General features: G+C 50.3%; 21 protein-coding genes. 9 read left to right on the top strand and 12 right to left on the bottom strand.

The features are described 5' to 3' along the window. Positions 1 to 13: 13 nt before the first annotated feature. A complete protein-coding gene (gene ompR / locus L2713_RS10085; RefSeq protein WP_011718733.1) occupies positions 14 to 739 on the bottom strand; it encodes an osmolarity response regulator transcription factor OmpR in 726 nt (241 codons plus the stop codon). A 368-nt stretch (positions 740 to 1,107) separates the two neighbouring features. Between ompR and L2713_RS10080 the strand changes: the two genes are divergently transcribed. The 5 genes from L2713_RS10080 (at position 1,108) to L2713_RS10060 (ending at position 12,148) form a co-directional block, all read left to right on the top strand. Then, entirely contained in the window at positions 1,108 to 5,991 is a 4,884-nt protein-coding gene (locus L2713_RS10080; protein WP_346347594.1) for a PAS domain S-box protein, read from the top strand. Then, positions 5,991 to 6,935, top strand: coding sequence for a diguanylate cyclase (locus L2713_RS10075; RefSeq protein WP_248967784.1), 945 nt, complete (start codon positions 5,991 to 5,993; stop codon positions 6,933 to 6,935). The genes L2713_RS10080 and L2713_RS10075 overlap by 1 nt, the downstream gene beginning before the upstream one ends. A gap of 58 nt (positions 6,936 to 6,993) precedes the next feature. Next, positions 6,994 to 7,497: a transcription elongation factor GreB gene (gene greB / locus L2713_RS10070; protein WP_248967783.1), complete on the top strand. Its 504-nt coding sequence runs from the start codon at positions 6,994 to 6,996 to the stop codon at positions 7,495 to 7,497. Positions 7,498 to 7,626: 129 nt separating this feature from the next. Beyond that, on the top strand, positions 7,627 to 9,966 hold the full coding sequence (locus tag L2713_RS10065) for a Tex family protein (protein ID WP_248967782.1): 2,340 nt from the start codon (positions 7,627 to 7,629) through the stop codon (positions 9,964 to 9,966). A 217-nt stretch (positions 9,967 to 10,183) separates the two neighbouring features. Further along, positions 10,184 to 12,148 (top strand): LTA synthase family protein, encoded by a 1,965-nt coding sequence (locus tag L2713_RS10060; RefSeq protein ID WP_248967780.1) that lies wholly within the window; start codon positions 10,184 to 10,186, stop codon positions 12,146 to 12,148. Positions 12,149 to 12,214: 66 nt separating this feature from the next. Here the strand turns inward: L2713_RS10060 and L2713_RS10055 are convergent, their stop codons facing one another. Beyond that, positions 12,215 to 12,769 carry a hypothetical protein gene (locus L2713_RS10055; RefSeq protein WP_248967779.1) on the bottom strand — a complete coding sequence of 185 codons (555 nt, stop codon included), beginning with the start codon at positions 12,767 to 12,769 and terminating at the stop codon, positions 12,215 to 12,217. A 61-nt stretch (positions 12,770 to 12,830) separates the two neighbouring features. Further along, positions 12,831 to 13,625, bottom strand: coding sequence for a pimeloyl-ACP methyl ester esterase BioH (bioH, locus tag L2713_RS10050; RefSeq protein WP_248967778.1), 795 nt, complete (start codon positions 13,623 to 13,625; stop codon positions 12,831 to 12,833). A 25-nt stretch (positions 13,626 to 13,650) separates the two neighbouring features. Between bioH and L2713_RS10045 the strand changes: the two genes are divergently transcribed. Further along, positions 13,651 to 14,457: a ComFC family protein gene (locus tag L2713_RS10045; RefSeq protein ID WP_248967777.1), complete on the top strand. Its 807-nt coding sequence runs from the start codon at positions 13,651 to 13,653 to the stop codon at positions 14,455 to 14,457. A gap of 156 nt (positions 14,458 to 14,613) precedes the next feature. After that, a complete protein-coding gene (gene nfuA / locus L2713_RS10040; RefSeq protein WP_248967776.1) occupies positions 14,614 to 15,192 on the top strand; it encodes a Fe-S biogenesis protein NfuA in 579 nt (192 codons plus the stop codon). A gap of 65 nt (positions 15,193 to 15,257) precedes the next feature. Here the strand turns inward: nfuA and L2713_RS10035 are convergent, their stop codons facing one another. Further along, positions 15,258 to 17,195 carry an alpha/beta hydrolase family protein gene (locus L2713_RS10035; protein WP_249556485.1) on the bottom strand — a complete coding sequence of 646 codons (1,938 nt, stop codon included), beginning with the start codon at positions 17,193 to 17,195 and terminating at the stop codon, positions 15,258 to 15,260. A 77-nt stretch (positions 17,196 to 17,272) separates the two neighbouring features. After that, entirely contained in the window at positions 17,273 to 18,640 is a 1,368-nt protein-coding gene (locus L2713_RS10030; RefSeq protein WP_248967774.1) for an MATE family efflux transporter, read from the bottom strand. A gap of 22 nt (positions 18,641 to 18,662) precedes the next feature. Between L2713_RS10030 and L2713_RS10025 the strand changes: the two genes are divergently transcribed. After that, entirely contained in the window at positions 18,663 to 19,709 is a 1,047-nt protein-coding gene (locus L2713_RS10025; RefSeq protein ID WP_248967773.1) for a polysaccharide deacetylase family protein, read from the top strand. 14 nt (positions 19,710 to 19,723) lie between these two features. Here L2713_RS10025 and L2713_RS10020 read toward each other — a convergent pair whose 3' ends face one another. The 5 genes from L2713_RS10020 to L2713_RS10000 form a co-directional block, all read right to left on the bottom strand. Continuing rightward, positions 19,724 to 20,353 (bottom strand): SCO family protein, encoded by a 630-nt coding sequence (locus L2713_RS10020; protein ID WP_161629207.1) that lies wholly within the window; start codon positions 20,351 to 20,353, stop codon positions 19,724 to 19,726. Positions 20,354 to 20,407: 54 nt separating this feature from the next. Then, positions 20,408 to 21,310 (bottom strand): heme o synthase, encoded by a 903-nt coding sequence (gene cyoE / locus L2713_RS10015; protein ID WP_089068794.1) that lies wholly within the window; start codon positions 21,308 to 21,310, stop codon positions 20,408 to 20,410. 17 nt (positions 21,311 to 21,327) lie between these two features. Then, positions 21,328 to 22,374 carry a COX15/CtaA family protein gene (locus tag L2713_RS10010; protein WP_248967772.1) on the bottom strand — a complete coding sequence of 349 codons (1,047 nt, stop codon included), beginning with the start codon at positions 22,372 to 22,374 and terminating at the stop codon, positions 21,328 to 21,330. Then, a complete protein-coding gene (locus L2713_RS10005) occupies positions 22,374 to 22,919 on the bottom strand; it encodes a redox-active disulfide-containing membrane protein (RefSeq protein ID WP_089068793.1) in 546 nt (181 codons plus the stop codon). The genes L2713_RS10010 and L2713_RS10005 overlap by 1 nt, the downstream gene beginning before the upstream one ends. Positions 22,920 to 22,986: 67 nt before the next feature. After that, positions 22,987 to 23,898: an SURF1 family protein gene (locus L2713_RS10000; protein ID WP_248967771.1), complete on the bottom strand. Its 912-nt coding sequence runs from the start codon at positions 23,896 to 23,898 to the stop codon at positions 22,987 to 22,989. On the opposite strand from L2713_RS10000, the gene L2713_RS09995 reads away from it, so the two are divergent. Then, on the top strand, positions 23,843 to 24,073 hold the full coding sequence (locus L2713_RS09995) for a DUF2909 family protein (protein ID WP_041412864.1): 231 nt from the start codon (positions 23,843 to 23,845) through the stop codon (positions 24,071 to 24,073). The two genes, L2713_RS10000 and L2713_RS09995, sit on opposite strands and share 56 nt — an antisense overlap. A gap of 28 nt (positions 24,074 to 24,101) precedes the next feature. Here the strand turns inward: L2713_RS09995 and L2713_RS09990 are convergent, their stop codons facing one another. Beyond that, entirely contained in the window at positions 24,102 to 24,977 is an 876-nt protein-coding gene (locus L2713_RS09990; protein ID WP_248967770.1) for a cytochrome c oxidase subunit 3, read from the bottom strand. Then, positions 24,974 to 25,555 carry a cytochrome c oxidase assembly protein gene (locus L2713_RS09985; RefSeq protein WP_011624514.1) on the bottom strand — a complete coding sequence of 194 codons (582 nt, stop codon included), beginning with the start codon at positions 25,553 to 25,555 and terminating at the stop codon, positions 24,974 to 24,976. The genes L2713_RS09990 and L2713_RS09985 overlap by 4 nt, the downstream gene beginning before the upstream one ends.

The following is a 25,555-nucleotide window of genomic DNA, read 5'->3' as shown; positions in this document are numbered from 1 at the left end:
AGGCAAGAGTGGCTCATCGACGGGCGGCGCCATCGGGCACAAACACATAACCTAGGCCCCACACGGTTTGGATATACCTTGGGTTAGCGGGATCCTTCTCAATTAAACGGCGCAGGCGCGAAACCTGTACGTCAATCGAGCGCTCCAGCGCCGAATAATCACGGCCACGGGCGAGGTTCATCAGTTTATCCCGCGACAAGGGTTCGCGTGGATGGGTGACTAACACTTTTAATACGGCGAACTCGCCACTGGTGAGTGCGATAGCCTCATTACCGTGGTACATCTCGCGGGTGGCTAAGTCGAGGGAGAACTCGCCAAAGCTAATTTCAGCCTCTTGCTGCGCGGGCGCGCCGGGGACATCTTGAATTTGGCGACGCATTACCGCTTTGATCCGCGCCAATAACTCCCTCGGGTTAAAGGGTTTTGGCAAATAATCGTCGGCACCGAGTTCTAAACCGATAATCCGGTCGACCTCATCGCCCTTGGCGGTGAGCATCACAATCGGAATCGTACTGCCCTGTTGGCGCAGACGACGGCAGATGGATAAGCCATCTTCACCGGGCAACATCAAATCGAGCACTATTAGGTGGAAGTTTTCACGCTCCAATAAACGGTCCATCTGCTCAGCATTGGCCGCACTGCGCACCTGATAGCCTTGCTCCATCAGGTAACGCTCGAGTAGTGCTCGTAGGCGCATATCATCATCGACGACGAGGATTTTCGAGGTTTCTTGTCCCATGGGATGTCCTTAAATTGCTCGGATTATTGCTTTTATTCTTTATGCCGTCATACAACAAAGATTAACTGGCTGAAATTGAAAACGAATCTGCCAAGAATGTGCTTAATATAGCTGGATTCAATCTGAGCGACTAGCTCATGATGTGAGTCAATGTCGACCGAATACGGCTAATTGCCAACTCATGTTAATACTAAGCAAATGAAATTGCATGGGAATCGTCACATTTATCTAGTATGTAACTGAAATTGTAACTAAATTGGCATTAGCTACTTTTGATGCATTTGTTGAGTTAACTTATCAGCTTTATGGCAAAAGTATTTTGATTAGTCCAGAATCATAACTCTATGATTATCAATTATTAGGTGTATATGACCCTGTCGATGAGTTACAAGCAAGCCTCCAAGTGGGGATTTTTCGTCTTGCTCGTGGGACTTTTTTTTAGTGCCGTGCTCGCTTGGCAGGTGAGTCGTATCAATTCGCAAACCATTTCTTTGGCGCTCGAAGCGAGCGCGCAGCAGATCAGTGAGAATGTCACCAATAGGATTGCCCTCTACCAATATGGCTTGAGGGGCGCCCGAGGCATGATTCTCACGGCGGGTGAAGACCATATCAGCCGCCCCATATTTCAAAACTATAGTCTGACGCGGGATGTGGATGGGGAGTTTCCCGGCGCACGCGGATTTGGCTTTATTCGGCGGGTCTCCAAAGAAAACGAAGCGCAGTTTTTAGCGCGGGTAAAGGCGGTCGATTGGCCTGACTACCATATTCGTCAGCTCAACCCCAACGAGGGGGAAAAGTATCTGATTGAATATATTGAACCGCTCGAGCGCAATAAGGCGGCGGTTGGTTTAGATATCGCCTCTGAGACCCACAGAAAAGAAGCTGCCGATCGCGCCATGCTGTCGGGAGAAGTGCAAATTTCCGCGCCGATTACCTTAGTGCAGGCCACGGGTAAGCCGCTGCAATCCTTCTTAATTCTGTTACCCGTTTACCGTACCAATGTGGTTCCCGCGACGCCAGAAGAACGACTGGCTCAAGGGTTTGGTTGGAGTTATGCGCCGCTGGTGACGACCGAGATTTTAACGGGATTATCGCTGAATCAGAAAATGACCAAGCTGATGTTAAGCGACGTGACGGACGATAAGCAGCCGATCAATTTCTTCGAAACCCACGCCAATGATTTAAGCCCGCTATCGGATTACAGCTACAAGTTAAATAAGACGATTTTTGGTAGGCATTGGCAGTTTGAGGTAATGGCCTATCCAGGTTTTATCAAGTCATTACATCTCAATAAGCCCAGCTTAGTGTTGCTCAGTGGCAGTTTGTTTAGTGTGTTGCTGGCGGCGTTGATCGCTATGTGGTCCTTAACCTTGCAACGTAAACAGCAAGTGTTAGCCGAGCAAGCGCGCCGCGCTAGCATGTTGGAGCATTCCCTCGACGGCATTATCAGTTATGACCTCGCTGGCAATATAACCAGTTGGAACCAAGGTGCTGAGCGACTCTTTGGTTACACTGAGCAGCAGGCGCTGGGCTTACCCAGTAGCGAATTGATTATTCCGCCCAGCATAGTGCTGGAAGAACAGGCTCTCATGGCCGATGTGTTGACCGGCAAGACGGTACTCAATCGAGTATCGCGCCATCAACGTGCCGATGGTAGTAACCTGTCGACCTCGACCACTGCCTTGCCGATTTACGACGAGCATGGCGACATAGTGGGTTTGAGTCAAACCATTCGGGATATCACGGCCCAGCAGGATGCCGAGCGACATATTCTCAACCTCAACGCTAGCCTCGAACGACAGGTAACCAAACGTACCCATGCTTTGCAGCAGGCCTTACTCGAGAATCAGGCACTACTCGATACCATCAACCAGCAGCTACATTATTCGGTCACCGATTTAGATGGGGTGATTTTAGAGGTGAATGAGCACCTCTGTTTGATCAGTGGCTACGCGCGGGAGGAGTTAATAGGTCAAACCCACTCAGTGCTGAAATCTGGCGAGCACGATGCCGCATTTTGGCAGCGGATGTGGGAGCAGATTAAGGCTGGTAAATCATGGCATGGGGAAATCTGTAATCAAGGGAAAGATCAGCAGCTGAAATGGTTCGATACTGTGATTGGTCCGGTCTTCGATGAGCATGGCAAAGTGGAGCGTTTTGTCGCGCTGCAAACCGATATTACCGAACGTAAATTAGCCCAGCTCGAAAAAAATCGGATTGCGACTCTGCTGACCAATGTGCTGGATGCGGCCTCCGAAATGACCATCATTGCCACCGATCCACAGGGCATTATCACTATCTTCAACCGCGGTGCCGAGCGCATGTTGGGATATTCCGCCGAGGATATGGTTGGCAAAACCACCCCTGCACCTTTGCATCTTGCCGAGGAAGTCGCCGCCCGTGCCGCTGAGCTATCTACGGGGTACGGTGAAAAAATTCAAGGTTTTGAGACGTTTGTCCACAAGGCGCGGGAAGAGGGCTCCGAGACTCGCACTTGGACCTATGTGCGTAAGGATGGCAGTCAATTTCAAGTCTCGCTCTCGGTGACAGCATTGCGTGGTAATGATGGTGAAGTTTTGGGTTACCTTGGGATTGGCGTGGATATTTCGCAAATTGTCGCCCAGCAAGAGGCCTTACTCACGGCGAGTAATCACCTCAGTAAGGCGGCGGAAGTGGCTAAGCTGGGGATTTGGACCTGGAATCTGCTCGATAACTCGTTGCAGTGGAACGACCGCATGTTTGCCATGTATGACCAGCCAGAAAGCCTTAAACAGCAAGGTCTTAGCTATGAGCATTGGCGGATGCGTGTCCATCCCGATGATGTAGAAGAGGCCGAAGAAAAGCTTAACCGTGCGGTTGAGTATGATGAACCCTATGATCCAATTTTCCGCGTGTTAACCACCGATGGTGCGGTGCGCTATGTGCAGGCGGGTGCACAAGTAGAGCGCGACCGTCAAGGGAATGTGATCCGATTGATTGGGATCAACATCGATATTACCGCCCAGCGGCAGATTGAGGCGACTTTAAGGAGTGCTAAGCTGGAGGCGGATAACGCCAATGCCGCTAAGTCGGCGTTCCTTGCCAATATGAGCCACGAAATCCGTACCCCCATGAATGCGGTGTTGGGGATGTTGCAGTTGATGCAATATACCTCGCTCTCGGTGCAGCAGCAGGGCTATGTGAACAAGGCGCAAACGGCGGCTAAGTCATTGTTAGGACTGCTTAACGATATTTTAGACTTCTCAAAAATCGATGCCGGCAAATTAAAACTCGATCCACACCCTTGCTCGATTGAGTTATTGATGCGGGATCTGGCTGTGGTGTTATCGGCGAGCCACAGCAATACCGATGTGGAAGTGATGTTCGATCTCGACTCGGCGCTGCCTCCTTGGCTGCTGGCCGATCAATTAAGGCTGCAGCAAATTCTGATCAACCTCGCGGGCAACGCACTCAAGTTTACCCCCCACGGGCAAGTGATTGTCGGCCTAGAATGTATTCGCCATGAGGCCGATACCGTCACTGTGCAGTTTTCGATTGTCGATAGTGGTATCGGCATCAGCGAAGAGCAAATTGAGCGGATTTTCACTGGGTTTGAGCAGGCCGAATCGTCAACCTCCCGCCGTTTTGGGGGCACGGGACTTGGACTGGCTATCAGTAAACGTCTCGTTGAGTTAATGGGCGGACAACTGCAAGTCACCAGTAAAGTCGGGGTTGGCAGTCGCTTCTGGTTCGATTTGACCTTCCAAGTGATGGAGGTCGAAGCCCGCGCCCGCGCCGATTTGAGCCAATATCGCATTCTGGTGGTCGACGATAATCAAATCACGACCGAGATCTTATCGAAAATCCTCAGCGACTACGGCTGTCTGGTTGAAACCGCTTCTGGCGGTTATCAGGCCATTGAAAAGGTAAAACAGGCCAATGCAGCCGGACAGCAGTTTGATGTGGTGCTAATGGATTGGCGTATGCCGGATATCGACGGTCTACAAACCGCGGAAATGTTGAAAAATGCCGGAACCGGCAGTTATACCCCGCTGGTGGTGATGTTGACGGCCTACGGCCATGAAGTGATTGCCGAGAGTCAGCACATTAATAACGTTCCCTTCGTCAACTTCTTAACTAAGCCTGTCACCTCGCAAGTGTTGGTTGAAGCCGTGCTCAATGCTATCGAAGGCAAGACCATGGACGCGAATCCTAAGCCGCGCTCACAGCGTCTGTTAGCGGGGCTGACTCTGTTAGTGGTTGAAGACAATCAATTAAACCGTGAGGTGATTGAGGAGCTGCTGAGTTATGAAGGCGCCACCGTTGTGCTCGCAGGTGGCGGTGTGGAAGGGGTGGCACAGGTACTCGAAAGCGGTGATTTATACGATGCCGTGATTATGGATGTGCAAATGCCCGACATCGATGGGTTAGAGGCGACGCGGCGGATCCGTGCCGATGGTCGATTCGCCCAGTTGCCAATCCTTGCGATGACGGCCAATGCCTCGCAAACCGATAAGCAAGAATGCCTCGAGGCGGGGATGAATGCCCACGTCGGTAAGCCTATCGATATGCAGCTGCTGTTACCGAATATTCTGCGTCTAGTGGGGCGTGATGTGACATCCCTCGAGCAGCATGAGTCTGCGCATCTCGACTCACAACACAATCTCGAGGGCGAAACCCTGCTCGACGATATTCGTTTGATTTTGCGTCGTTTTGGCGGCAACCAAGTGTTTTTCGAAAAAATGGCGAGCAGTTTTGCCCCCGAAATGACCAAGCAGCTAAGCTTGTTCAAGCAATCGACCAAAACCTTTGATTACGCCACTACAGCTGCGATCAGCCATGCGATTAAAGGCATTGCCAGCAACTTTGGCGCGCGGCGTTTAGCCGTTCATGCGGCGTTTTTAGAAAAACAATTTAAACAAGAAGGCCTCGAGCTGCTGGAAATAAAACGCTGGACGGATACACTGGAGTCCTTAATACACCAAAGTATTGAACAGCTTGCAGGCTTTTTACCTAAGGGGCAGCTCAAACAGCCTCAATCGATTGAGCCTGTAAACGGTACCGCCGTGGATATGCAGAGTATGCGCCCCGAGCTGGATACCTTGGCTGCTCTCTTACAGGAAAATAATTTAGAAGCCGTGAATTTAGTCGACAAACTCGCAAAACCGCTATCACAGCACCCGCAATGGGCTGAACTCAATGGACTGGTTCAATCACTCGCATTTACACAGGCTTTGGAGACTTTGCGGGCGATGATGTTGGAGGATGCGTAGTGTATATAAGTGAACTCATGGCGACCCAGCAGGCCGCAAAGGGCAAGATTTTGATCGTGGATGATCAGCCTTTGAATATCAAAATCTTGCACCAACTCTTCCATGAAGAATATGAAATGTTCATGGCGACGAGCGGTGAGCAGGCTCTGCAGGTATGCCAAAAGATGCAGCCCGATCTGGTGTTGTTAGACATCGAAATGCCCGGAATGTCGGGTTACGAGGTTTGCCAACAACTGAAGGCCGAACCCACCACCGCTAATATCGGGGTGATCTTTATTACCGCCCATTTTGATGAGATGGAAGAGGTGAAGGGTTTCCAACTCGGCGCGGTGGATTTTATTCACAAACCGATTAACCCCATCATCACCAGCGCGCGGGTCAAGAACCAATATCAGCTGAAGCGCCAATCCGATGTATTGCACTCCATCGCCTTACTCGACAGTTTGACTGGGGTCGCTAACCGCCGTCAGTTTGAGCAGCGCTTACCCGAAATCTGGCGCTTTTGCTGTCGGAATCAAGCCTACTTATCCGTTATCATGCTGGATGTGGACTTTTTTAAGCGTTATAACGACCGCTATGGTCATCAAGAAGGTGACCAATGTTTACGACTGGTTGCCGATGCCGCTAAGGGCATGTTAAAACGCCCCAACGATCTTATCGCGCGCTATGGTGGCGAGGAGTTTATCTGTATCCTGCCTGAGGCCAAGTTGTCTGGGGCCATGCGCCTCGCGCAGGCGATGGTGGATGCGGTGCAGGCCTTACACATAGAGAACTTGGGGTCAGATTTTGGCGAAGTCACTGTGAGTGCTGGTATTGCGACGATTCAACCCTTAGCCGATTTAAGTTGGGAGTCGCTCGTCGAAGTAGCGGATCAACAACTCTATCTGGCGAAGCATCATGGCCGTAATCAAGTGGTTGGTGTCGATATCGAACCGGCGCAATAGTCTAGTTTGTGTGTCGAGTAAGGCTACTCGGCATGGTTAAACCCGTGGATAGTGAGTTATGAAAGCGCATTTGATCACCCGCCAAGGCTGGATGACCTTAGATAAAGAATTAAAATACCTGTGGAAGGAATATCGTCCGCAGATCACGCTCAAAGTGCAAGAGGCCGCCGCCCAGGGCGACCGAAGTGAAAACGCGGATTATACTTACAACAAAAGGCTTTTACGCCAAATCGATAGCCGTGTCAGATACTTAGTCAAACGCCTCGAAGAACTTAAAATCGTCGATTATTCTCCCCTGCAAGAAGGCAAAATTTACTTTGGCGCTTGGTTCGAGCTTGAAAACGAAGCGGGCGAGCGCGTGCGTTATCGTATCGTCGGCAAGGATGAGCTCGATACTAAACTGGGTTATATCACCATAGACTCTCCCATGGCGCGGGCACTGATCGGCAAACAGGTCGATGATGAAGTGGTCGTGCAAACCCCTTCGGGTCCAAAGGAATGGTATATCAACGACATCCGCTATACCCCATTCGAGACGCCGCTCGAGGGCGAGCCAGAATAACCTTTAGTAGATCAAACTCTCGTCGATTTTCATGCTGAAATCGAGAGCATCATATGAAATAACGACTGCGCCTGTGGTATCTTGGGCGCAATTAGGATCAATCAAACCGTTAGGCACGATACTTTATTTATGCAGACTATTGCCCAAATTATTGCTCAGGAACTGAATGTTCAGGAGCATCAAGTCACTGCCACCATAGATTTGCTCGACAATGGTGCTACCGTTCCCTTCGTTGCCCGTTACCGTAAAGAAGCGACTGGGGGCTTAGATGACACCCAGTTACGTACGCTGCACACTCGTTTAGGTTATTTGCGCGAGCTGAATGACAGACGTCAGGTCATTTTATCCAGCATTCAAACACAAGGTAAGTTAACACCTGAATTGCAACGGGAAATTGAAGGCGCGGACAGCAAGACCCGTCTCGAAGATCTGTACCTTCCCTTCAAGCCTAAGCGCCGTACTAAGGGCCAAATTGCGATTGAAGCGGGATTAGAGCCGCTTGTTGAAGCTTTACTGGCGGACCGTAATGCCGATATCGAGGCATTAGCTGCGGGTTATCTGAATCTCGAAGTGGGCTTTGCCGATACCAAAGCCGTACTGGAAGGCGCCCGTTATATTCTGATGGAACGTTACGCCGAAGATGCGGAATTACTGCGTAAAGTTCGTGAACACCTGAGCCAAAACAGTGTGTTAGAGAGCCGCGTTATCGCTGGCAAAGAGAAGGAAGGCGCTAAGTTCCGCGACTATTTTGAGCACAGCGAGCCTCTGGCGAAAGTGCCGTCACACCGCGCCTTGGCGATGTTGCGTGGCCGCAATGAGGGCTTCTTATCTCTATCCATGAATGCCGATCCTGCTGCCGAAGCGGGTCAGGGCAGTTACTGTGAAGTGATCATTAGCGAGCACTTAGGGCTAAAACTCGGCGAGAGCAGTGTCGATCAATGGCTTAAGACCGTTGTGACCGCCACATGGCGGATTAAAATTGCCCTGCAGATGGAAACCGAGTTTATCTCGCAAATGCGTGAGCGCGCCGAAGCAGAAGCCATTAAAGTGTTTGCCCGCAACTTAGGCGACTTACTTATGGCCGCACCAGCGGGCGCTAAGGCGACTATGGGTCTAGACCCGGGACTACGCACGGGCGTTAAAGTGGCCGTGGTAGATAACACGGGTAAGCTGGTCGCACACACAACTATCTTCCCCCATGCGCCACAGAATTTGTGGGATAAGTCGATTCGTACCTTAGCCAACTTAGCGCAAATGCATAAGGTGGAATTAATCGCGATTGGTAACGGCACTGCATCACGCGAAACTGACAAGTTAGCGGGTGAGTTGATTGCCAGCCTTAAGGATAGCCAACCGCAACTGACCAAGGTGATGGTGAGTGAAGCGGGTGCTTCCGTGTATTCCGCCTCAGAACTCGCCGCGCTGGAGTTCCCAGAGCTGGACGTGTCTATTCGTGGCGCCGTTTCGATTGCTCGCCGTCTACAGGATCCCTTAGCGGAACTGGTGAAGATTGAGCCTAAATCCATCGGTGTGGGTCAATACCAGCACGATGTAAGCCAAAGCCAGCTGTCTAGCTCGCTCGAAGCCGTGGTCGAAGACTGCGTAAACGGTGTGGGCGTGGATTTAAACATGGCGTCAGTGCCTTTGCTGTCGCAGGTGGCGGGGTTAAACAAAACCTTAGCGAAAAACCTGGTCGACTACCGCGATGCCAATGGCGCCTTCAAAAACCGTAAAGAACTGTTGAAAGTGCCACGCTTAGGCCCTAAAGCCTTTGAACAAGCCGCGGGTTTTTTGCGGATCCGTGATGGCGACAATCCATTGGATATGTCGGCGGTTCACCCCGAAGCCTATGCGCTGGTCGAAACCATTGCTAAGACTAAGCAAGTAGAGTTGGCGAGCCTTATCGGTAATTCTGAGCTGCTACGCAATATCAAGCCGCAGGAGTTTACGACCCCTGAGTTTGGTTTACCGACAGTCACCGACATCCTCAGCGAGCTGGATAAACCGGGTCGTGACCCCCGTGGTGAGTTTAAAACCGCCAAGTTTAAGGATGGGGTTGAGGAGCTTAAGGATCTGAAACCTGAGATGATCCTCGAGGGCGTTGTCACCAACGTAACTAACTTTGGCGCCTTTGTGGATATCGGTGTGCATCAAGATGGTTTAGTGCATATCTCGTCATTAACCGACAAATTTATTACCGATCCCCATACAGTAGTGAAAGCGGGTGATGTAGTGAAAGTGAAGGTGATGGAGGTCGATGTCGAGCGTCGTCGTATCGGTTTGAGTATGCGTCTGGATGAGGTTATCGATCAGAGCAAGGCTCAAACACGCGGCCCATCTCAAGGTAAGCCACAGGCTCATAAGGGCAATGCCCAGCATAAGTCTTCGCGCCCTGCGCCAAAAGCGGCACCTGTCAACGCGGCCATGGGCAATGCCTTTGCCGACGCCTTCGCAAAGCTGAAAAAGTAATCTGACTCAGGTCGGCTCGGATACACACCTGTGTTCGAGTCGACATTTTTTACTTGTTAGCCACAAAATTGTTGCATATATGCTGTCCTAGGTAATATAAAGTCGGCATTTAATGCAACGTTAAGCAAAATCGGTTGTCATACCACAAGTTTTTCACCGATTTTTTTCAAATTGACACTCCAAAGCTGAGTGGAAGTTTAATGTTTTGGGGTTATACATGCAGTCAGGTTCATCCGCTCGTGGACGCCAGTCCGCCCATGGGCCATTTCGCGTCATTCTTGTTTTCAGTCTGTTAGTACTCGCTATTGCTACGGCAAGCCGCATCGGCTTAGGTCTGTGGCAGGGCGAACGTGTGGCTGCCGTTGACGGTTGGTCGCATCTGCTACTACAAGGTATTCGTGTTGATATCGCTACCCTGTGTTGGTTATGGGGTGTCGCCGCCTTAGGTACGGCGTTGTTTTCGGGAGAACACCTGCTTGGCCGCATTTGGCAATGGGTGCTGCGCCTATGGCTAACCTTAGGTCTGTGGACCATTGTATTTCTTGAGGTTTCAACGCCAGCCTTTATTGAGGAATACGGCATTCGCCCGAACCGCTTGTATGTGGAGTATTTGATTTACCCTAAAGAAGTGCTGTCGATGCTGTGGGCGGGACGCAAGCTGGAGCTGATTTTCTCTGTGCTGCTCACCCTAGCGACGCTGTGGGGCGGTTGGAAACTCAGTGGTAAGTTAACTAAAAATCTGCGTTTCCCCCGTTGGTATTGGCGTCCTGTGCTAGCTGTCATGGTAATAGTCGTGACCCTATTGGGCGCGCGCTCAACCTTAGGCCATCGTCCAATCAACCCGGCGATGGTGGCATTTGCCGACGATCCATTAGTGAACTCCCTCGTGATTAACTCTGCTTATTCGTTAGTGTTTGCAATCAAGCAAATGGGCAGCGAAGAAGACGCCTCTAAGGTGTATGGCTCATTAGATAGAGATGAGATCATCAAGACCATCAGACAAGAGAGTGGCCGCCCCGAGAGTGCCTTTACCTCGAGTGACATCCCTTCATTGAGCTTTAACCAAGCCAGCTACAGCGGTAAACCGAAAAACTTAGTCATCCTGTTACAGGAAAGCTTAGGTGCCCGTTTTGTGGGGAGCTTAGGCGGTATGCCCTTAACGCCGAATATCGATGCGCTCTCACAGGAAGGCTGGTATTTCGATAATCTTTACGCCACTGGGACACGTTCAGTGCGCGGAATCGAAGCGGTCACCACAGGTTTTACCCCAACACCGGCCCGCGCCGTGGTAAAACTCGGTAAGAGCCAGACGGGCTTTTTCACCCTCGCCGAATTGCTGAAAAACCACGGTTACACCACCCAATTTATCTACGGTGGTGAGAGCCATTTCGACAATATGCGCAGTTTCTTCCTCGGTAATGGATTTAGCGACATTATCGACCAGAAGGATTATAAGTCTCCGGCCTTTGTTGGCTCGTGGGGCGCATCCGACGAAGATTTAATGCGTAAGGCGAATAGTGAGTTCGAGCGTCTTCACAGTGAGGGTAAGCCATTCTTTAGCTTGGTGTTTAGCTCGAGTAACCACGACCCATTCGAATTCCCCGATGGCCGTATTGAGCTGTATGAACAACCTAAGCAAACTCGCAATAACGCGGCGAAATATGCCGATTATGCAATTGGTGAGTTCTTTAAACTGGCAAAAAATGCCGACTACTGGAAGGACACTATTTTTATCGTGGTCGCCGACCACGATAGCCGCGTTGGTGGGGCCGATTTGGTGCCGGTATCGCGCTTCCGTATTCCGGGGTTAATTATTGGGGATAATGTTGCGCCAAAACGCGATCACCGTATTGTGAGTCAAATCGACTTGCCGCCAACCTTGTTATCTTTGATTGGTATTTCAGACTCTTATCCTATGCTTGGTCGTGACTTAACTCAGGTCAGCGATGATTGGCCGGGACGTGCGCTAATGCAATACGATAAAAACTTTGCCCTGATGGAAGGTAAAGATGTGGTTATCCTGCAGCCAGAGAAAGCGGCGCAGGGCTTCCAGTACGATGAAAAGACCGAGCACTTAACGCCTTATGCCCCTGCTGCACAGGCGTTGGAGAAAAAGGCCTTAGGTTGGGCGCTGTGGGGCAGCCTAGCCTACCAGCAAGAGCTGTATCGCTCGGGTAAATAACCGAATGAAAAATGCCGCTGATTAGCGGCATTTTTATTTTGAAACTTATCTTTAAACCAGCAGATTTTAAATCCAAGCAGACATAGCAGGTTCGGCTTCGGGCTGAGTTTGCTGCGCATAATATTGCCCAATACGCTGGCCAACCTGTTGATAAAACTGAGGAGATTCCCCTTGCATCGGCTGACGCGCTGCCGCAGTCGTGGTTTTCGCCGTGGTATTGGCGGGGCGGGGAGTATTTTGGCCGACCTTTAACCGAATATCCTTACGCTGCAGCGCCGCTGGGCCGCGCACTGGCACTTTAAGGGTTTTATGGAGTGCACGATCGGCAGCAACTATGGGCGCTTGTTTCTCTTGCTGTTGCTGGCTCTGCTGCTGTGAAGACTGCTGCTGTTGCTGTTTGTCTTGAACTTGTTGCTGATTTTGCTCGAGCAAACGTGCCTGTTGCTGAGTTTGATCGGCGGTACGCTCATTTTGCGGATTAAAGGCGCGTTCTTCATGGCCCTTAGTCGCGGCCTGTGGCGGAATAACGACGGGCTTGAGCTGATTGTCGACCCGAGCCGAGTCCGTCGCGACATTGGTCGTCGCTATCGGAACTTGGGGGTAGTTACTGACAAGCAGCATGAAAAATTCCTTGTGGCCTTAATGGTCAAATACTAGCCACTTATTGCACAAAGATAAAGCACTAGTCCTTGAATTGCGCCAGCCAAGGTGTGATTGCCTGCAAGAATTCTTCCCTGTGAGACACAAACGGTGCGTGGGATGCCTTGGCAAGCATGAGATCAGTGATATGACTGGCGGTGGGCATTTGAGGTTGAACGCGTTTGGGCACGAGTCCATCGAGTCGGCCCCAGATCCGCAGCCAAGGTTGCTGTATCGCCGAGAGATGTGGCCTAAGATCGATTTGATTCAACATATCCAAACCTTGAGTTAAGGCCGCTGCATCGGGTAGCGGGCGTGCTAAGACTAAATCCCGCAGCTGCTTAATATCGTCTTTGGCGGTTTCGCTGCCCATGGCCTGAATCGCTAAAAAGCGCTCAATCGTTTTTGGTAAATTTTGCCCAAGCTGCTCGCCAAACATGCTGAGCACCTGCGGTGGAATGCCGGGCCATGCTTCTTCCTCTCTTGCCATAAAACAGGGCGAGGAGGCGATAGTTATTAATCCTCTGACATGGGATGGGTAGCTTATGGCAGCTTGAGTTGCCACTAAGCCACCCAGTGACCAGCCGGCCCAAATCGCATTGGCGGGTAAGGTATGAATTAGCGCATCCACCCAAGTCGATAAATCGCCCGCGATTGGCTGACTTAAGCCAAAGCCCGGCAGATCGACATAGTGGACTCTATACTCAGAAAGCTGCTCATGGAGCGGCGTGAAGACGGCGCTATTAACGCCCCAACCGTGAAGCATGACCAGATCTGGCCCTTGGCCTCGGGTGTCGATATGCAGTTGCGGATGATGGGCTGGCGTCGCAGAGTTCACTAAAATACCTCTAATAGGAAGTTGTATGTCGGGCGATAGCAAATGGACTTGGTCGCAACAGGGGGCGAAGCTGTTACGCATAGTTTCGCATTTGGGGCAGCGTTACTTGGCGGGCAGTTTACCTAACCGCTGCTTACTGTGCCACCAATCCCTCAATGTAAGGGAAGCCGGATTTTGCCAGGTATGCCTGCAAACGGGCTTATATCACAGCCCAATTTGTTTAGGTTGTGGAAAGTCCATGCCGCTTGAACTCGAATATTGCGGTGAGTGCCTACGGCATCAACCGCGAAAAGTCATCGCACCTTGCAGTTATCATCAAGGCTTTGGTCCTTGGATAGCGGCCATTAAATATCAGGGGCAACTCGCCGCGTTACCCATATTGTGCCAAGCCTTAGTGGCGCGCATTGGTCAGCTCGAACAGCAAGACTTAATCACTCTACCGCAGGCCATAGTGCCAGTCCCTTTACATCCCAATCGGCTGCGCCAACGTGGATTTAATCAAGCATGGTTAATTGCCCATGAATTATCGAAGCAGCTCTCGCTGCCACTGGTCAGTGACGGATTAATTCGGCGGCAGGATACCCGCCCACAAGCCGGACTCAATGGCGCACAGCGACGGCGAAATCTACAGGATGCTTTTGAGTTAAATGCCGATTTTGCCTATCAACGGATAGCGCTGGTGGACGATGTGGTCACCACGGGGACTACAGTGGCAGAAATTGCCCGCTTGTTCGAGGCGCGATATATACAAGTGCAAATATGGTGCCTCGCCAGAGCCGAAGCACCGGGGTTGTTGGATGATATTGCAAGTGAAAACTCGGGTTTTGATTAGTGGTTTACTGGTTAAGTTGCTGCATTTAAAGCGTGATGGATTTTGCAAAATTCCAGAACTTGCTACCCTAGGGGCTACAAAGCGTGAGTGAGTAGGAGTATCATACGCCTAATTCTTACTAAAACACTCAGGTATCCCCTGACGGAGCTGGTTTCCATGATTACTATTTCCGATGCGGCTCAGGCCCATTTTGTAAAGTTGTTAGCCGATCAACCTGAAGGCACTCATATTCGCGTATTTGTGATCAGTCCAGGTACCGCACAAGCCGAGTGTGGCGTGTCTTACTGCCCGCCTGACGCCGTTGAAAGCGATGATATTGAATTAGAATTCAATGGCTTTAGCGCTATGGTTGACGAGAAGAGTGCGCCTTTCTTAGAAGAAGCCTCAATCGACTTCGTGACCGATCAATTAGGATCGCAATTAACCCTTAAAGCCCCTAACGCAAAAATGCGTAAAGTGGCTTCAGATGCGCCTTTAGCCGAGCGTGTTGAGTATGTGATCCAATCTGAAATCAACCCACAACTGGCAAGCCATGGTGGTAACATCATGTTGGTTGAAATCACCCTAGAAGGCGTAGCAGTACTGCAGTTCGGTGGTGGTTGTAACGGTTGTTCGCAAGTTGATATCACTCTAAAAGATGGTATCGAGAAGCAACTACTCGATATGTTCCCAGGTGAACTCTCTGGTGTGAGCGATGTGACCGATCACCAACACGGCGCGCATTCTTACGCTTAAGCTGGTGTTGAACTGAATAAAAAAAACGCGACCTGTGAGTCGCGTTTTTTTATGGCGTTTTGTGGCTATAGCTGGGTTTTCAGATTGTCGGCTAAAAACTTATCGAGCGCCTTAAAGGTGGTTAGCCTATGGTCATTGTTACTTAAATAATGGTCACCATTTTCGAGCTCAATATATTCGACGTTTTTCTTACGTGATTTCAGTTCGTCGAACATTTCGCGACTATGTTGCACCTTAACCACTCGATCCTTATCGCCATGCAGTAGTAATACCGGGATAGTGATCTTATCGGCTTTACTAACGGGTGAGCGTTCATAGAGGGCGCTAAAATCATCACCAATTTGTTCTTTAACAACTTCATAATTGGTGAAACGGCGACTGGATTTTACTAGGTAAGCCACATCTGTTACACCAGCCACACTGACCGCGCAGCGGTACAGATCAGGTGTCATCGCCGCGCCCATTAAGGCGGCATAACCACCATAACTCGCGCCGACGATACAGATACGCTGTGGATCGCTAATCCCTTGATTGATTAAGTAACGTGTACCATCTTCCACATCGTTTTGCATTTCGAGTCCCCAGCTTTTGAGGCCGGCCTTCATAAACTCATAGCCGTAGCCCGCCGAGCCCCTAAAGTTCATTCGAAATACCGCGTAACCACGGTTGGCGAAAAACTGCGACCAATAATCGAAGTCGTTACTGTCGTAACTAATCGGCCCGCCGTGGGGGAAGATAATGGTGGGGAGTTGCTTGGCTTCGAGGCCCTTTGGCACTGTCAGGTAAGCATCGATTTTAAGTTTATCCCGCGCTTCGTAGCTCAGATATTGAGTGTCGGCGAGTTGCTCGCTGCTTAGCTGGCTATATCTATCGGCAATCGGAAACAGTGCCTTTTCATCCCTATCGCCGAAGTAATAGGTGCCAGGTTGAGTCGAACTGGTGGAGTAGACGATATAGCGGCGTTCATCCGCGCTAAATTGGGTGATGTAGTTATGGGCATTGGGCAATACTGCTTTCAACCCATTTTGCAGACCCGCATACTCAGGATCCCAGAAGGTATATTCTTCGCCGTCGCCCTCACTGATCCCAATGACTTTTTTCTTGAGTTCTGAATAGATGAGATTGCCTTCAACATCGGTATCTTCGTTGGCGTACACCAGCTCCTTGGTGAGCTTAGGATCGGTTAAATTCACCTTGAAGATAGCTTCAAAGCCTTGGTGGTAGGCGCGTACGAATAAGATGTTGGGGTCGGCATCGAAGCCCAGTGGCCAGACGCTCTCGTCGGAGAAGGCTTTAAAGGTCCAGAGTAAGCGTGGCTCTGCCTTTTGTTCTGGTTGCTCGTAGATCCTATATTCAGTGTCATCGTTATAGATGGAGATACGGACCTTATGTTGCCTGTCGGTAATCCAGCCGATGATTTTACGTTTAGAGTTTTGAATAAATGCGGATTTTCCCTGCGAGAGATTGACTCTCAGCACGCTGTCTTCGCCCACTTCTTCGCCCATACCATCGAGGGAGAGCAAGATATTATCGGGGTCATCCGGCATCATATCGATAATCTGTCCCTGATGTTGGGGGATCCAACTGAGTCGGTCGATGACGCTACGGGCGAGTACGCTCGTGGTTTTTCGCGTAGTTAAATCGTACTTCACCAAGCGAGTTTCGGTGGTCGGTGTACCGTAGCGGTTTGCCGGAAACTTAGCGCTGATCAGCAAGGTGGTGTCATTTGCCCACTGTAATGACAGCAGGACAAACTTCTGGTTATCGGTGTGAATCGCGTAGTCTTTGTTGCCCGTTTCTAAATCGAGAATACTGACCACAGTGCCCTTAAGTTTGGGCTGATCGACTCGAACGATAGAGGCAATTTTTTTGCCATCGGGCGACAGTTGGACTGAGCTGACATCGGGAATACTGGCAAAGGCCTCGACCGGAAGCTGTGGTACCGTTTGGGCAAGCAGTGGCAGACTTAGCCACAGAAGTAACAAAGGTAAAATCCTTTTCATGGCGCATCACAATTTCATTACAATAATGCCGCGTATCTTAATGGGATAACCTTAAGTAAGCTACTGTCTTTACAGAACTAATTAAGAATAAATGCCTTGCTAAAGCGGTAATGTGCCGCTAGGGTGAGGCTGCGCGTTAGCATAAAGGCCGTCATGGCCGCCCACAGTGCATGGTTAGCCTGTTCGGAAGGCAACAGCGATTGCAGCAAATACCATGTTGGGAAGAAGGCGCCAAAAGTGGCGATAATCATGCTATTACGCATGACTTTGCCCTTAGCGGCGCCAATATAAACCCCATCAAACAGATAGGAACTAAAAGACCAAAGCGGCAGCAATATCAGCCAAGGCAGATAAATTTGCGCTGTGGTTCTCACCTCATCAATATTGGTTAGCAGCCCGATGATATGGTCTCCAAAAAGATAAAATAGCAGGCTAAAACCTAGGGCTGTAATGGCTGACCAACACCAAGCGAGGAGCACTGCTTCACGCAGTGGCTGTGTGCGTTTTTGTCCGTAGGCTTTGCCCACTTCCGCCTCGGCATAATAGGCAATACCATCGAGGGCGTAAGCGATTAATAACAGTAAATTCAACAAGACAGCATTGGCTGCGACCGTATTATCCCCAAGGCCTGCACCGTGAAAAGTCATAAAGGCGAAGGCGGCTTGCAGGCATAGGCTGCGGATAAAAATATCGGTATTGAGCCTTAGCAGCTGGCCGTAACCCGACAAGTTCAGGTGAACTCTAATGTCGGCAAATTGGAATCGAGGTATTAACTTAAGCTGTTGTAATACCATGTAGAGCGCAACGCTAAAGGCGGTGATATCCGCACATACTGAGGCAAGTGCTGCTCCTTTGACTCCCCAGCCTAAACCTAAGACGAACAACACATCGAGGATAATATTGGCTAAGTTGGCGAAGATGAGCTGCCACATGGCCGCCTTGGGTTGTTGTCTGCCAAGGAGCCAGCCGAGCATCACTAAATTGAGCAGGGCGAATGGTGTCGACCAGACTCGGACTTGAAAATATTCTCGGCAATAACGCTCCACTTCCACACTCGCCTCGGAGAGGCCGAGCGCTAAATTCAGTATCGGGATCTGTAATAGGATCACCGCGATACCCAGCCCAGTCGCCAGTATGGCGCCTTGGACCAGCAACTTTAATTGGCGCGCGGTATCGTTTGCGCCATAGGCCTGTGCGACTAATCCCGTGGTCGCCATCCGTAAAAAGCCTAATAACCAAATGATTAATGTGATAATCGTTGACCCGAGTGCGACGCCCCCTAAATAATAGGCGTCACTTAAATGCCCGATGACGGCCGTATCGACCAATCCCAACAGCGGAACCGTGATATTGGAGAGGATCATCGGCAGGGCAAGCGCGAGCAGCTGGCGATTCTTGGTGCCATTCAACAGGAGCGCGAGTGCGGTGGATTTTGCGGTAGTCATTGATTTCAGAGGTATTCACATTATGGTTAAACGTGCGTTATGGGCACTCTTAGGGCTGATGACTTTCTCGGCCCATGCTGTGGTCATTTTACAGTATCACCATGTGTCAGAAACCACGCCGGCGGCGACGAGCGTCACGCCTGCACAATTTCGTGAGCAAATGCAGTTTCTGGCGGACGATGGTTTTAAGGTTATTCCCTTATCCCAAGTGGTTGAGGCGATCAAAAACAAGCAAGATTTACCCGCCAAAACGGTGGCGATCACCTTCGATGATGGTTATCGCAGCATTGCGACCACAGCGCATCCTATCCTAAAGGAATTTGGTTTCCCCTACACCCTATTTGTGGCAATTGAGCCGATTAAACAAAAGTTTACCGAGATGATGACCTGGGAAGATCTGATTAAGCTCTCCAAGGAAGGGGCCGACATTGCGAACCACAGTTGGGCCCATGAGCATTTGATCCGTAAACTTGACAATGAATCCCAAAGCCAATGGCTGGCACGAATTAAAGCCAATATTCAGGACACCGAAAACGCGATTCGTGAGGCGACGGGGCAGAACTTTAAAATGCTGGCCTATCCCTATGGCGAATACAATCAGGCGATTCAAGATATGTTGACCGAAAATGGCTTCGTTGCCTTTGGCCAGCAGTCAGGGGCGGCGGGGCCGTACTCGCCACTCACGGCGCTGCCGCGCTTCCCTGTAGCGGGGCAATATGCGGATCTAAAGAGCCTAAAAGCCAAGTTATACAGCCTCAATATGCCAGTGCTTGAGCAAACGCCTAGCGATCCTGAGCTGAAGGGCGGGCATTGGCGCCCAGAGCTTAAGGTTAAGCTGGATATGAGCGATATTTCGGCCAAGCAAGTCATGTGTTATATCCAAGGGCAAGGCGCTAAAACACCAACTTGGATCAGTGACAATGAATTTAGCATTCAAGCCGATTTAGCCCTGCCAGCGGGTCGCTCGCGCTACAATTGCACGGCGCCAAGCAAGACGCGCAACGGCTATTACTGGTTTTCGCAGGCATGGGTGAGACCCAAAGACGACGGCACTTGGGTTAAAGAGTAACACGTCAGCGGCGGCTATTTAGGTTTGTAGCTTTTAACGATTTTATCGAAGTCGCTAATCAAGGCCTGGTTGAGTACTTGAGGGGCTTTACCTAAGGCTGCCGTGGGTTTAAACACCGCGACCCGCGTGCCTTGGGGAGAAACCAGTACATAGCCAGCACTATGATCGACTTGATAATTATCCCCTTCGCCGACCATGGCATAGGTGAGCCCTAGGCTGCGGGTGAGGGGGAATATTTGGGTTTGCTCACCCGTCACCGCCTTAAACTCAGGATTAAAGAAATTCACATAGGTGAGGAGTTTCTCTGGGGTGTCCCGCTTCGGATCTACGGATAAAAACACGATTTGAATGGGGGCAATTTTTTTCAGCTCAGGATAGGCGGCGGCGAGCTTGTTTAAGGTGGTCGGACAGACATCGGGACAATAGGTAAAGCCGATAAAGAATAGGCTCCATTGATCCTTCAAATTGGCATTAGTAAAGGGTTTCTGCTGTTGATCTACAAGCTCAAAGGGCGCTAGCTCGAACGCCTCGGGAAACAAAAAACCACTCTCTAATTCAACGGGCTTAGGTGGATTGAACTTCACTGCAAATAGTCCACCCAATCCTATTAACAGAATCGCTATCACTAAGATCTTGTTGGAGATTCTTGCTTGCATATTTTGTCCTTTGACCATGCTCGCCCTATTGCTCGTTGCACATTAAGCCCAAAGATAGTGGTCGAGCAGTAATGCCATGAATAACAACATTAAATGATAAATCGAAAAACGAAACACCTGCATCGCCAGCCCTTCGCAATCCTGATACTTTAACTGCCACGCTTTATAAATAAATCCCGTGCTGAGCAAACTTGAGCACACAAAGTAGAGCGGTCCACTCATCCCGACTAACACGGGCAATAGACAAGCTATCGCCAGCAAAATCGTGTAGAGCAAGATACAGGTCTTAGTAAATTCTACCCCATGGGTCACGGGCAGCATGGGAATATCCACTTTGGCATATTCTGCGCGTCTGTGAATCGCCAGTGCCCAAAAATGCGGCGGCGTCCACAGGAATATGATGATGACGAGCAATAGCGCATGACCATGGAATTGATTCGTTACCGCCGTCCAGCCCAAGAGCGGCGGCATCGCGCCCGCTAAACCGCCAATGACAATGTTTTGTGGTGTGGCCCGTTTTAAATAGGCGGTATAAATCAAGGCATAACCAATCAAGCTGGCAAAGGTCAGCCAAGCGGTGAGCGGATTAGTAAAAACATAGAGGATCACAAAACCTAGACTGCCTAAGAGTGCCGCGAACAACAATGCCCTCGTTGCTGAGACTCGGCCCTTGGGCAGCGGACGGTTATAAGTGCGTGCCATCATGCCGTCGATTCGCCTATCAATCAGATGGTTTAAGGCGGCGGCCGACCCCGCCATCATGGCGATGCCGAGCAAGCCTGCCACTAAGGGTTTGACTGGCAGTATGGTGGGCATGGCTAAACACATGCCGACTAAGACGGTGAGCAGCATTAAAGCCACAACCTTAGGTTTGGTCATCTCGAAATAGGCACGCCAAGCCAAATGGACACTGGGGTGACTGCTGATAGAGAGTGGTTTTGCCATGATAAATCCCCCGATGATTAAGGTGCCCTGCGCCAAAGGAAATAGTTAATCGCGACTAAGGTGAGTAGTAACAGCGCCGCGCCGCCATTGTGGGAAACGGCAATCCCCAGTGGTAAATGCATCACCACGTTTGAAATCCCTAAACTGACCTGCAGTATCACTAAGGCGACCAGCAATAGGCTTAGTGCCTTGAGCTGGGTGCTGAAAAATAACCGATAGGCGAGCAACAACAATAGACTGGCGGTAATGATGGCGCCAACGCGGTGGGCGATATGAATGGTCATGCGGGCATGGTAATCCAATACGCCAAATTCAAAGCTTGGATGTTGCCCTTGGAAAGGGGAAAACGCATCGGCAATGGCGAGATTATCCATCCAATTACCTTCACAAATCGGCAAAGCCGTGCAAGCGAGTGCTGCATAGTTGGAGGAGGTCCAGGCGCCGAGCATGATCTGACCTATTAGCACCAGCAGACTCAGCAGCGCCAGCTTCGGCAGGTGTTTACTCTGGCCTAGAAATTTAAGGCTCGTGCCAATCCGCGAACCATGGGCGCCATTCGCACCACGCTGACTGTGAATATCAGCGGTTTCGAAAATTCGCCTCGGACGTGTTCGCAGATAAAGTAAGAGTAGGAGCGAGAGCAAGCTAAAGCCGCCAATTAAATGGGACATCACGACAATCGGCATTAGTTTCATCGTCACAGTCCACATCCCCAACGCCGCCTGAAAGATGATGAGTAGCACTATGGCAAAGGGCAGTTTCTTGGGGGCTTGGGATGTTTTTAAGCAAAGGATCAAAATCAGTAACACTAGTATGCCCAAGGCACCCGCGATATACCTGTGGATCATCTCGAGCCAAGCTTTTTCGGGATGGATATCGTGGTCAGGAAATAGGGTTTGGGCATGGGAGATCTCATGGTCGTGGGTGGGCACTTTGATATGGCCGTAGCAACCGGGCCAATCAGGGCAGCCAAGTCCTGCGTCCGAGAGCCGAGTGTAAGCCCCCATTAAAATCACTAACAGGGTAAAGACTATGGTGACGCGTAGGAGCCAAGTCAGTTGCATTAGTCTACCCTCGATAGTTTCAATAACTTACGCAGATCCGCGACCAAGGCCTTACCCTGAGCTAAATGTGCCGCCTTGCCTTGCACTTGGGGGTAACGCAGCACGAGTGCGCCGAGTGGATCGACAATAATCAACTGCTGTTGGTCAAGCCATTGGCTTAGGCTTTGACTGGCGGGCTGAGTGTTGAAGTTAAAGCTGCTTAATGCACTTAAGTCACTGTCTGGATTCACAAGAATAAGCGGTTCGACACGAGCCTGATCTGGCCCTAAGGCGGTATGGCTCTGACGCAGGATATATAAGCGCTCGCGGCAAGCTTCATCGCACTTTGCGGGCAATAAATACAACAGTTGCCATTCCTTAGGCTGAGGATTGTTAAGGCCAAGACTGGTATAACTGGTTTCTGGGCTGATGAGCTCACCGTGGTTGGTGGAGCCGCCTTGATACCAATGCATGCTCAGCACTAACTTAGCGATGACCACAGGCGCGATAAAGGCCAGTAGCAATAACCCCAATGCGCGGTATTTGGCTGTTTGTTGGGAGTCCATATTTGCTCCTCTTATTGTCCCTAATGCTTTGTTTTATTGTGTTCTTTTAATAATTTTTAGGTATCTGTTACTCGGTCTTAGTCACTTCCTTATCGGCTTGATGCCGTTGTCGTGATTTTTTGAGGTATTTCATTGCTTGCCAACCCATCAGCCCCGCAAACACAGTTGCCATGGCAAACCATTGCAATGCATAACCCCAATGCTTTTGGGCCGAGAGCGGGAAAGGCTGCCAAGGGTGAGGCAAGGCCTGCGCGGGTTGTAATTGGGGCAAGGCATCGGGTTGTAACACCGCGGGCAGGGTAGGATGTCCTAACATTTGAGCCATCTCGGGTAGATTAAGATTTTGAAACCGAATCCGTTCACCTTGTTCCGTGGTGAAGGGTTCTGCCAATAAGTGATGGCTTAAGGGATTAATCTGTTTTTGATAGAGGCGGCCTGTAAGAGCCAGTTCACCGACTATGGGGCTGACTTCGGGCAAGGCATCTCGGTGGGGTTTAGCGGCGATAAAGCCGAGTTCGAGTAACAGCCAAGGTTGCTCGCGATGATTTGTATGATTTTCTGACGCTATTTGCAGTAATTGAAAGGCGAGATAACCCACTTGCCCTTGATAGACCTGATTGTCGAGTAACCAGATTTGTGGATTAACGGGGCTGGCTTGAACCTCAAGGCGATAGCCTGTAACGCTACCTTTAGCCAATTCAGCGATGAGCTGCTCAGGATTGAGTGCGGCAGCGGATTGTCTGGCCTCCATTTGTGCGAGTAGTTCGGTTTTTTCCGCAGCCCTATCCATTTGCCACAAACCCAGCTTGACCAAAATCACGAATACCACCACAGTCAATATCAGCAGTAACAACATTGCCCTATGCAGCCAAATATATCTTGGCAACCTCATTAATTTGGTCAGCAAAACATAAGGATAGCGTATGAACATCCCGTTCATTTTTAAGTGTGTTTTAGTACTGCTGTTACTGTTTATCATTTTTAACCTAGGCAGAGCCTTAATCATTATGGTTAAAGGTGACGATCAAACCGCTGATCACCCTGTGCCTATGAGTCGCTATTTGGGCCGGAGGGTGATGTTTTCTGTACTAGTGATCCTGCTCTTGCTGGTGGCTTTAGGGACTGGACTGCTTGGTCTCAATCCCACGCCTTAAGCTTTCAACATATTGTTTCGATGAATATTTAAAGCACATAAACAAAGATAAACAGGCAGAGCCAAACTACGTCGACAAAGTGCCAGTACCAACTGCCCGCTTGGAAGGCAAAATGCTTATCCGCACTAAAGTGGCCTTTTAACACTCTGAAAAACAAGACTAATAGAAAGATAGTGCCCAAGGTGACATGCATGCCGTGGAAACCCGTCAGCAGGAAAAAGGTGTTGCCATACACGCCCGAGGTGAGCGTTAGTCCCATCTCATGGTAGGCATGGCTATATTCCTCCGCCTGCAAAGCAAGGAAGCTAATCCCCAACAAAATCGTGAGCCCAAGCCAGAGGGTGATGGCCGAACGCTTACCTTTTTCTAAGCTGATATGGGCAAAATGCAACGTGACTGAGGAGGTTAGCAGCACTATGGTGTTGACTAGCGGTAGTCCATTCCATGGCATGGCTTCGGTTTTGGTGCCATCAGGCGTGGTGACGAGTGGCCAAACGGCTTCGAAGTGTGGCCACAGGACTTCGTGGGTCATGGCATTGTTGGATGCACCGCCGAGCCAAGGCACTGCGACCATGCGGGCGTAAAATAAGGCGCCGAAGAAGGCGGCAAAGAACATCACCTCGGAGAAGATAAACCAGCTCATGCCTTGGCGAAACGATCTATCCATTTGATGGGAATAGAGGCCTGTCATCGATTCTTTGATCACGGTTCTAAACCAACCAACCAGCATAAACAGGATGACGGCTATGCCTGCCAGAAGGATATAGCCGCCACCCGAAGTGCCAGATTTGAGTTGATGTACAAAATGTCCTGCCCCAAAGGCAATTAAAAACAAGCCGATAGCACCAATAATCGGCCAAGCACTCTGGGCGGGGACGTAGTAAGTCTCATGTTTAGTGGTCATTTTGCAGCTCCTTGCTCTATGGCAGACGCTAACTGCTTGTCGGTAATGTCGTAGAGGGTGTAAGAGAGGGTTAAGGTGTGGATAGACTCGGGTAATTGAGGATCCACGAAGAAGATCAACGGCAGCTCGGCGCGACTCGCGGCGGCTAAGTGTTGTTGGTTAAAACAAAAACATTCGGTTTTATTGAAATAAGCCGCGCCTTGTCCGGGCGAAATAGAGGGAATCGCCTGGCCCACGATCGCTCTGTTAGAGACATTTTGCGCCAGAAATGCCGTGTGAATAAGTTCTCCTGGATGCACTTCGAGCCGTTTCGTTTGTGGCTCAAATTTCCAGGGCATGCCCGTCTGCACCTGCGAGATAAACTCCACCGTTACCACCCGGTTCTTGTCCACAGTGATCGCTTGATAACTGCTGGCAGTATTAGAGGTTTTGCCATTAATCCCCAGTTTTTCGCACAACACATCGTAGAGCGGCACTAAGGCGAACCCAAAGCCAAACATCCCAAGGCAGCCCAGCACCAGCAGGCTGATGAGCTTACGGTTGGACTTGATGTTGGGCTGATGGGGTTGGCCTTGCAT

Source organism: Shewanella seohaensis, assembly GCF_023283775.1.
Classification (GTDB): Bacteria; Pseudomonadota; Gammaproteobacteria; order Enterobacterales; family Shewanellaceae; genus Shewanella; species Shewanella seohaensis.
The sequence above is the reverse complement of the archived record's forward strand: the minus strand, read 5'-3'. Positions and strand labels throughout refer to the sequence as shown.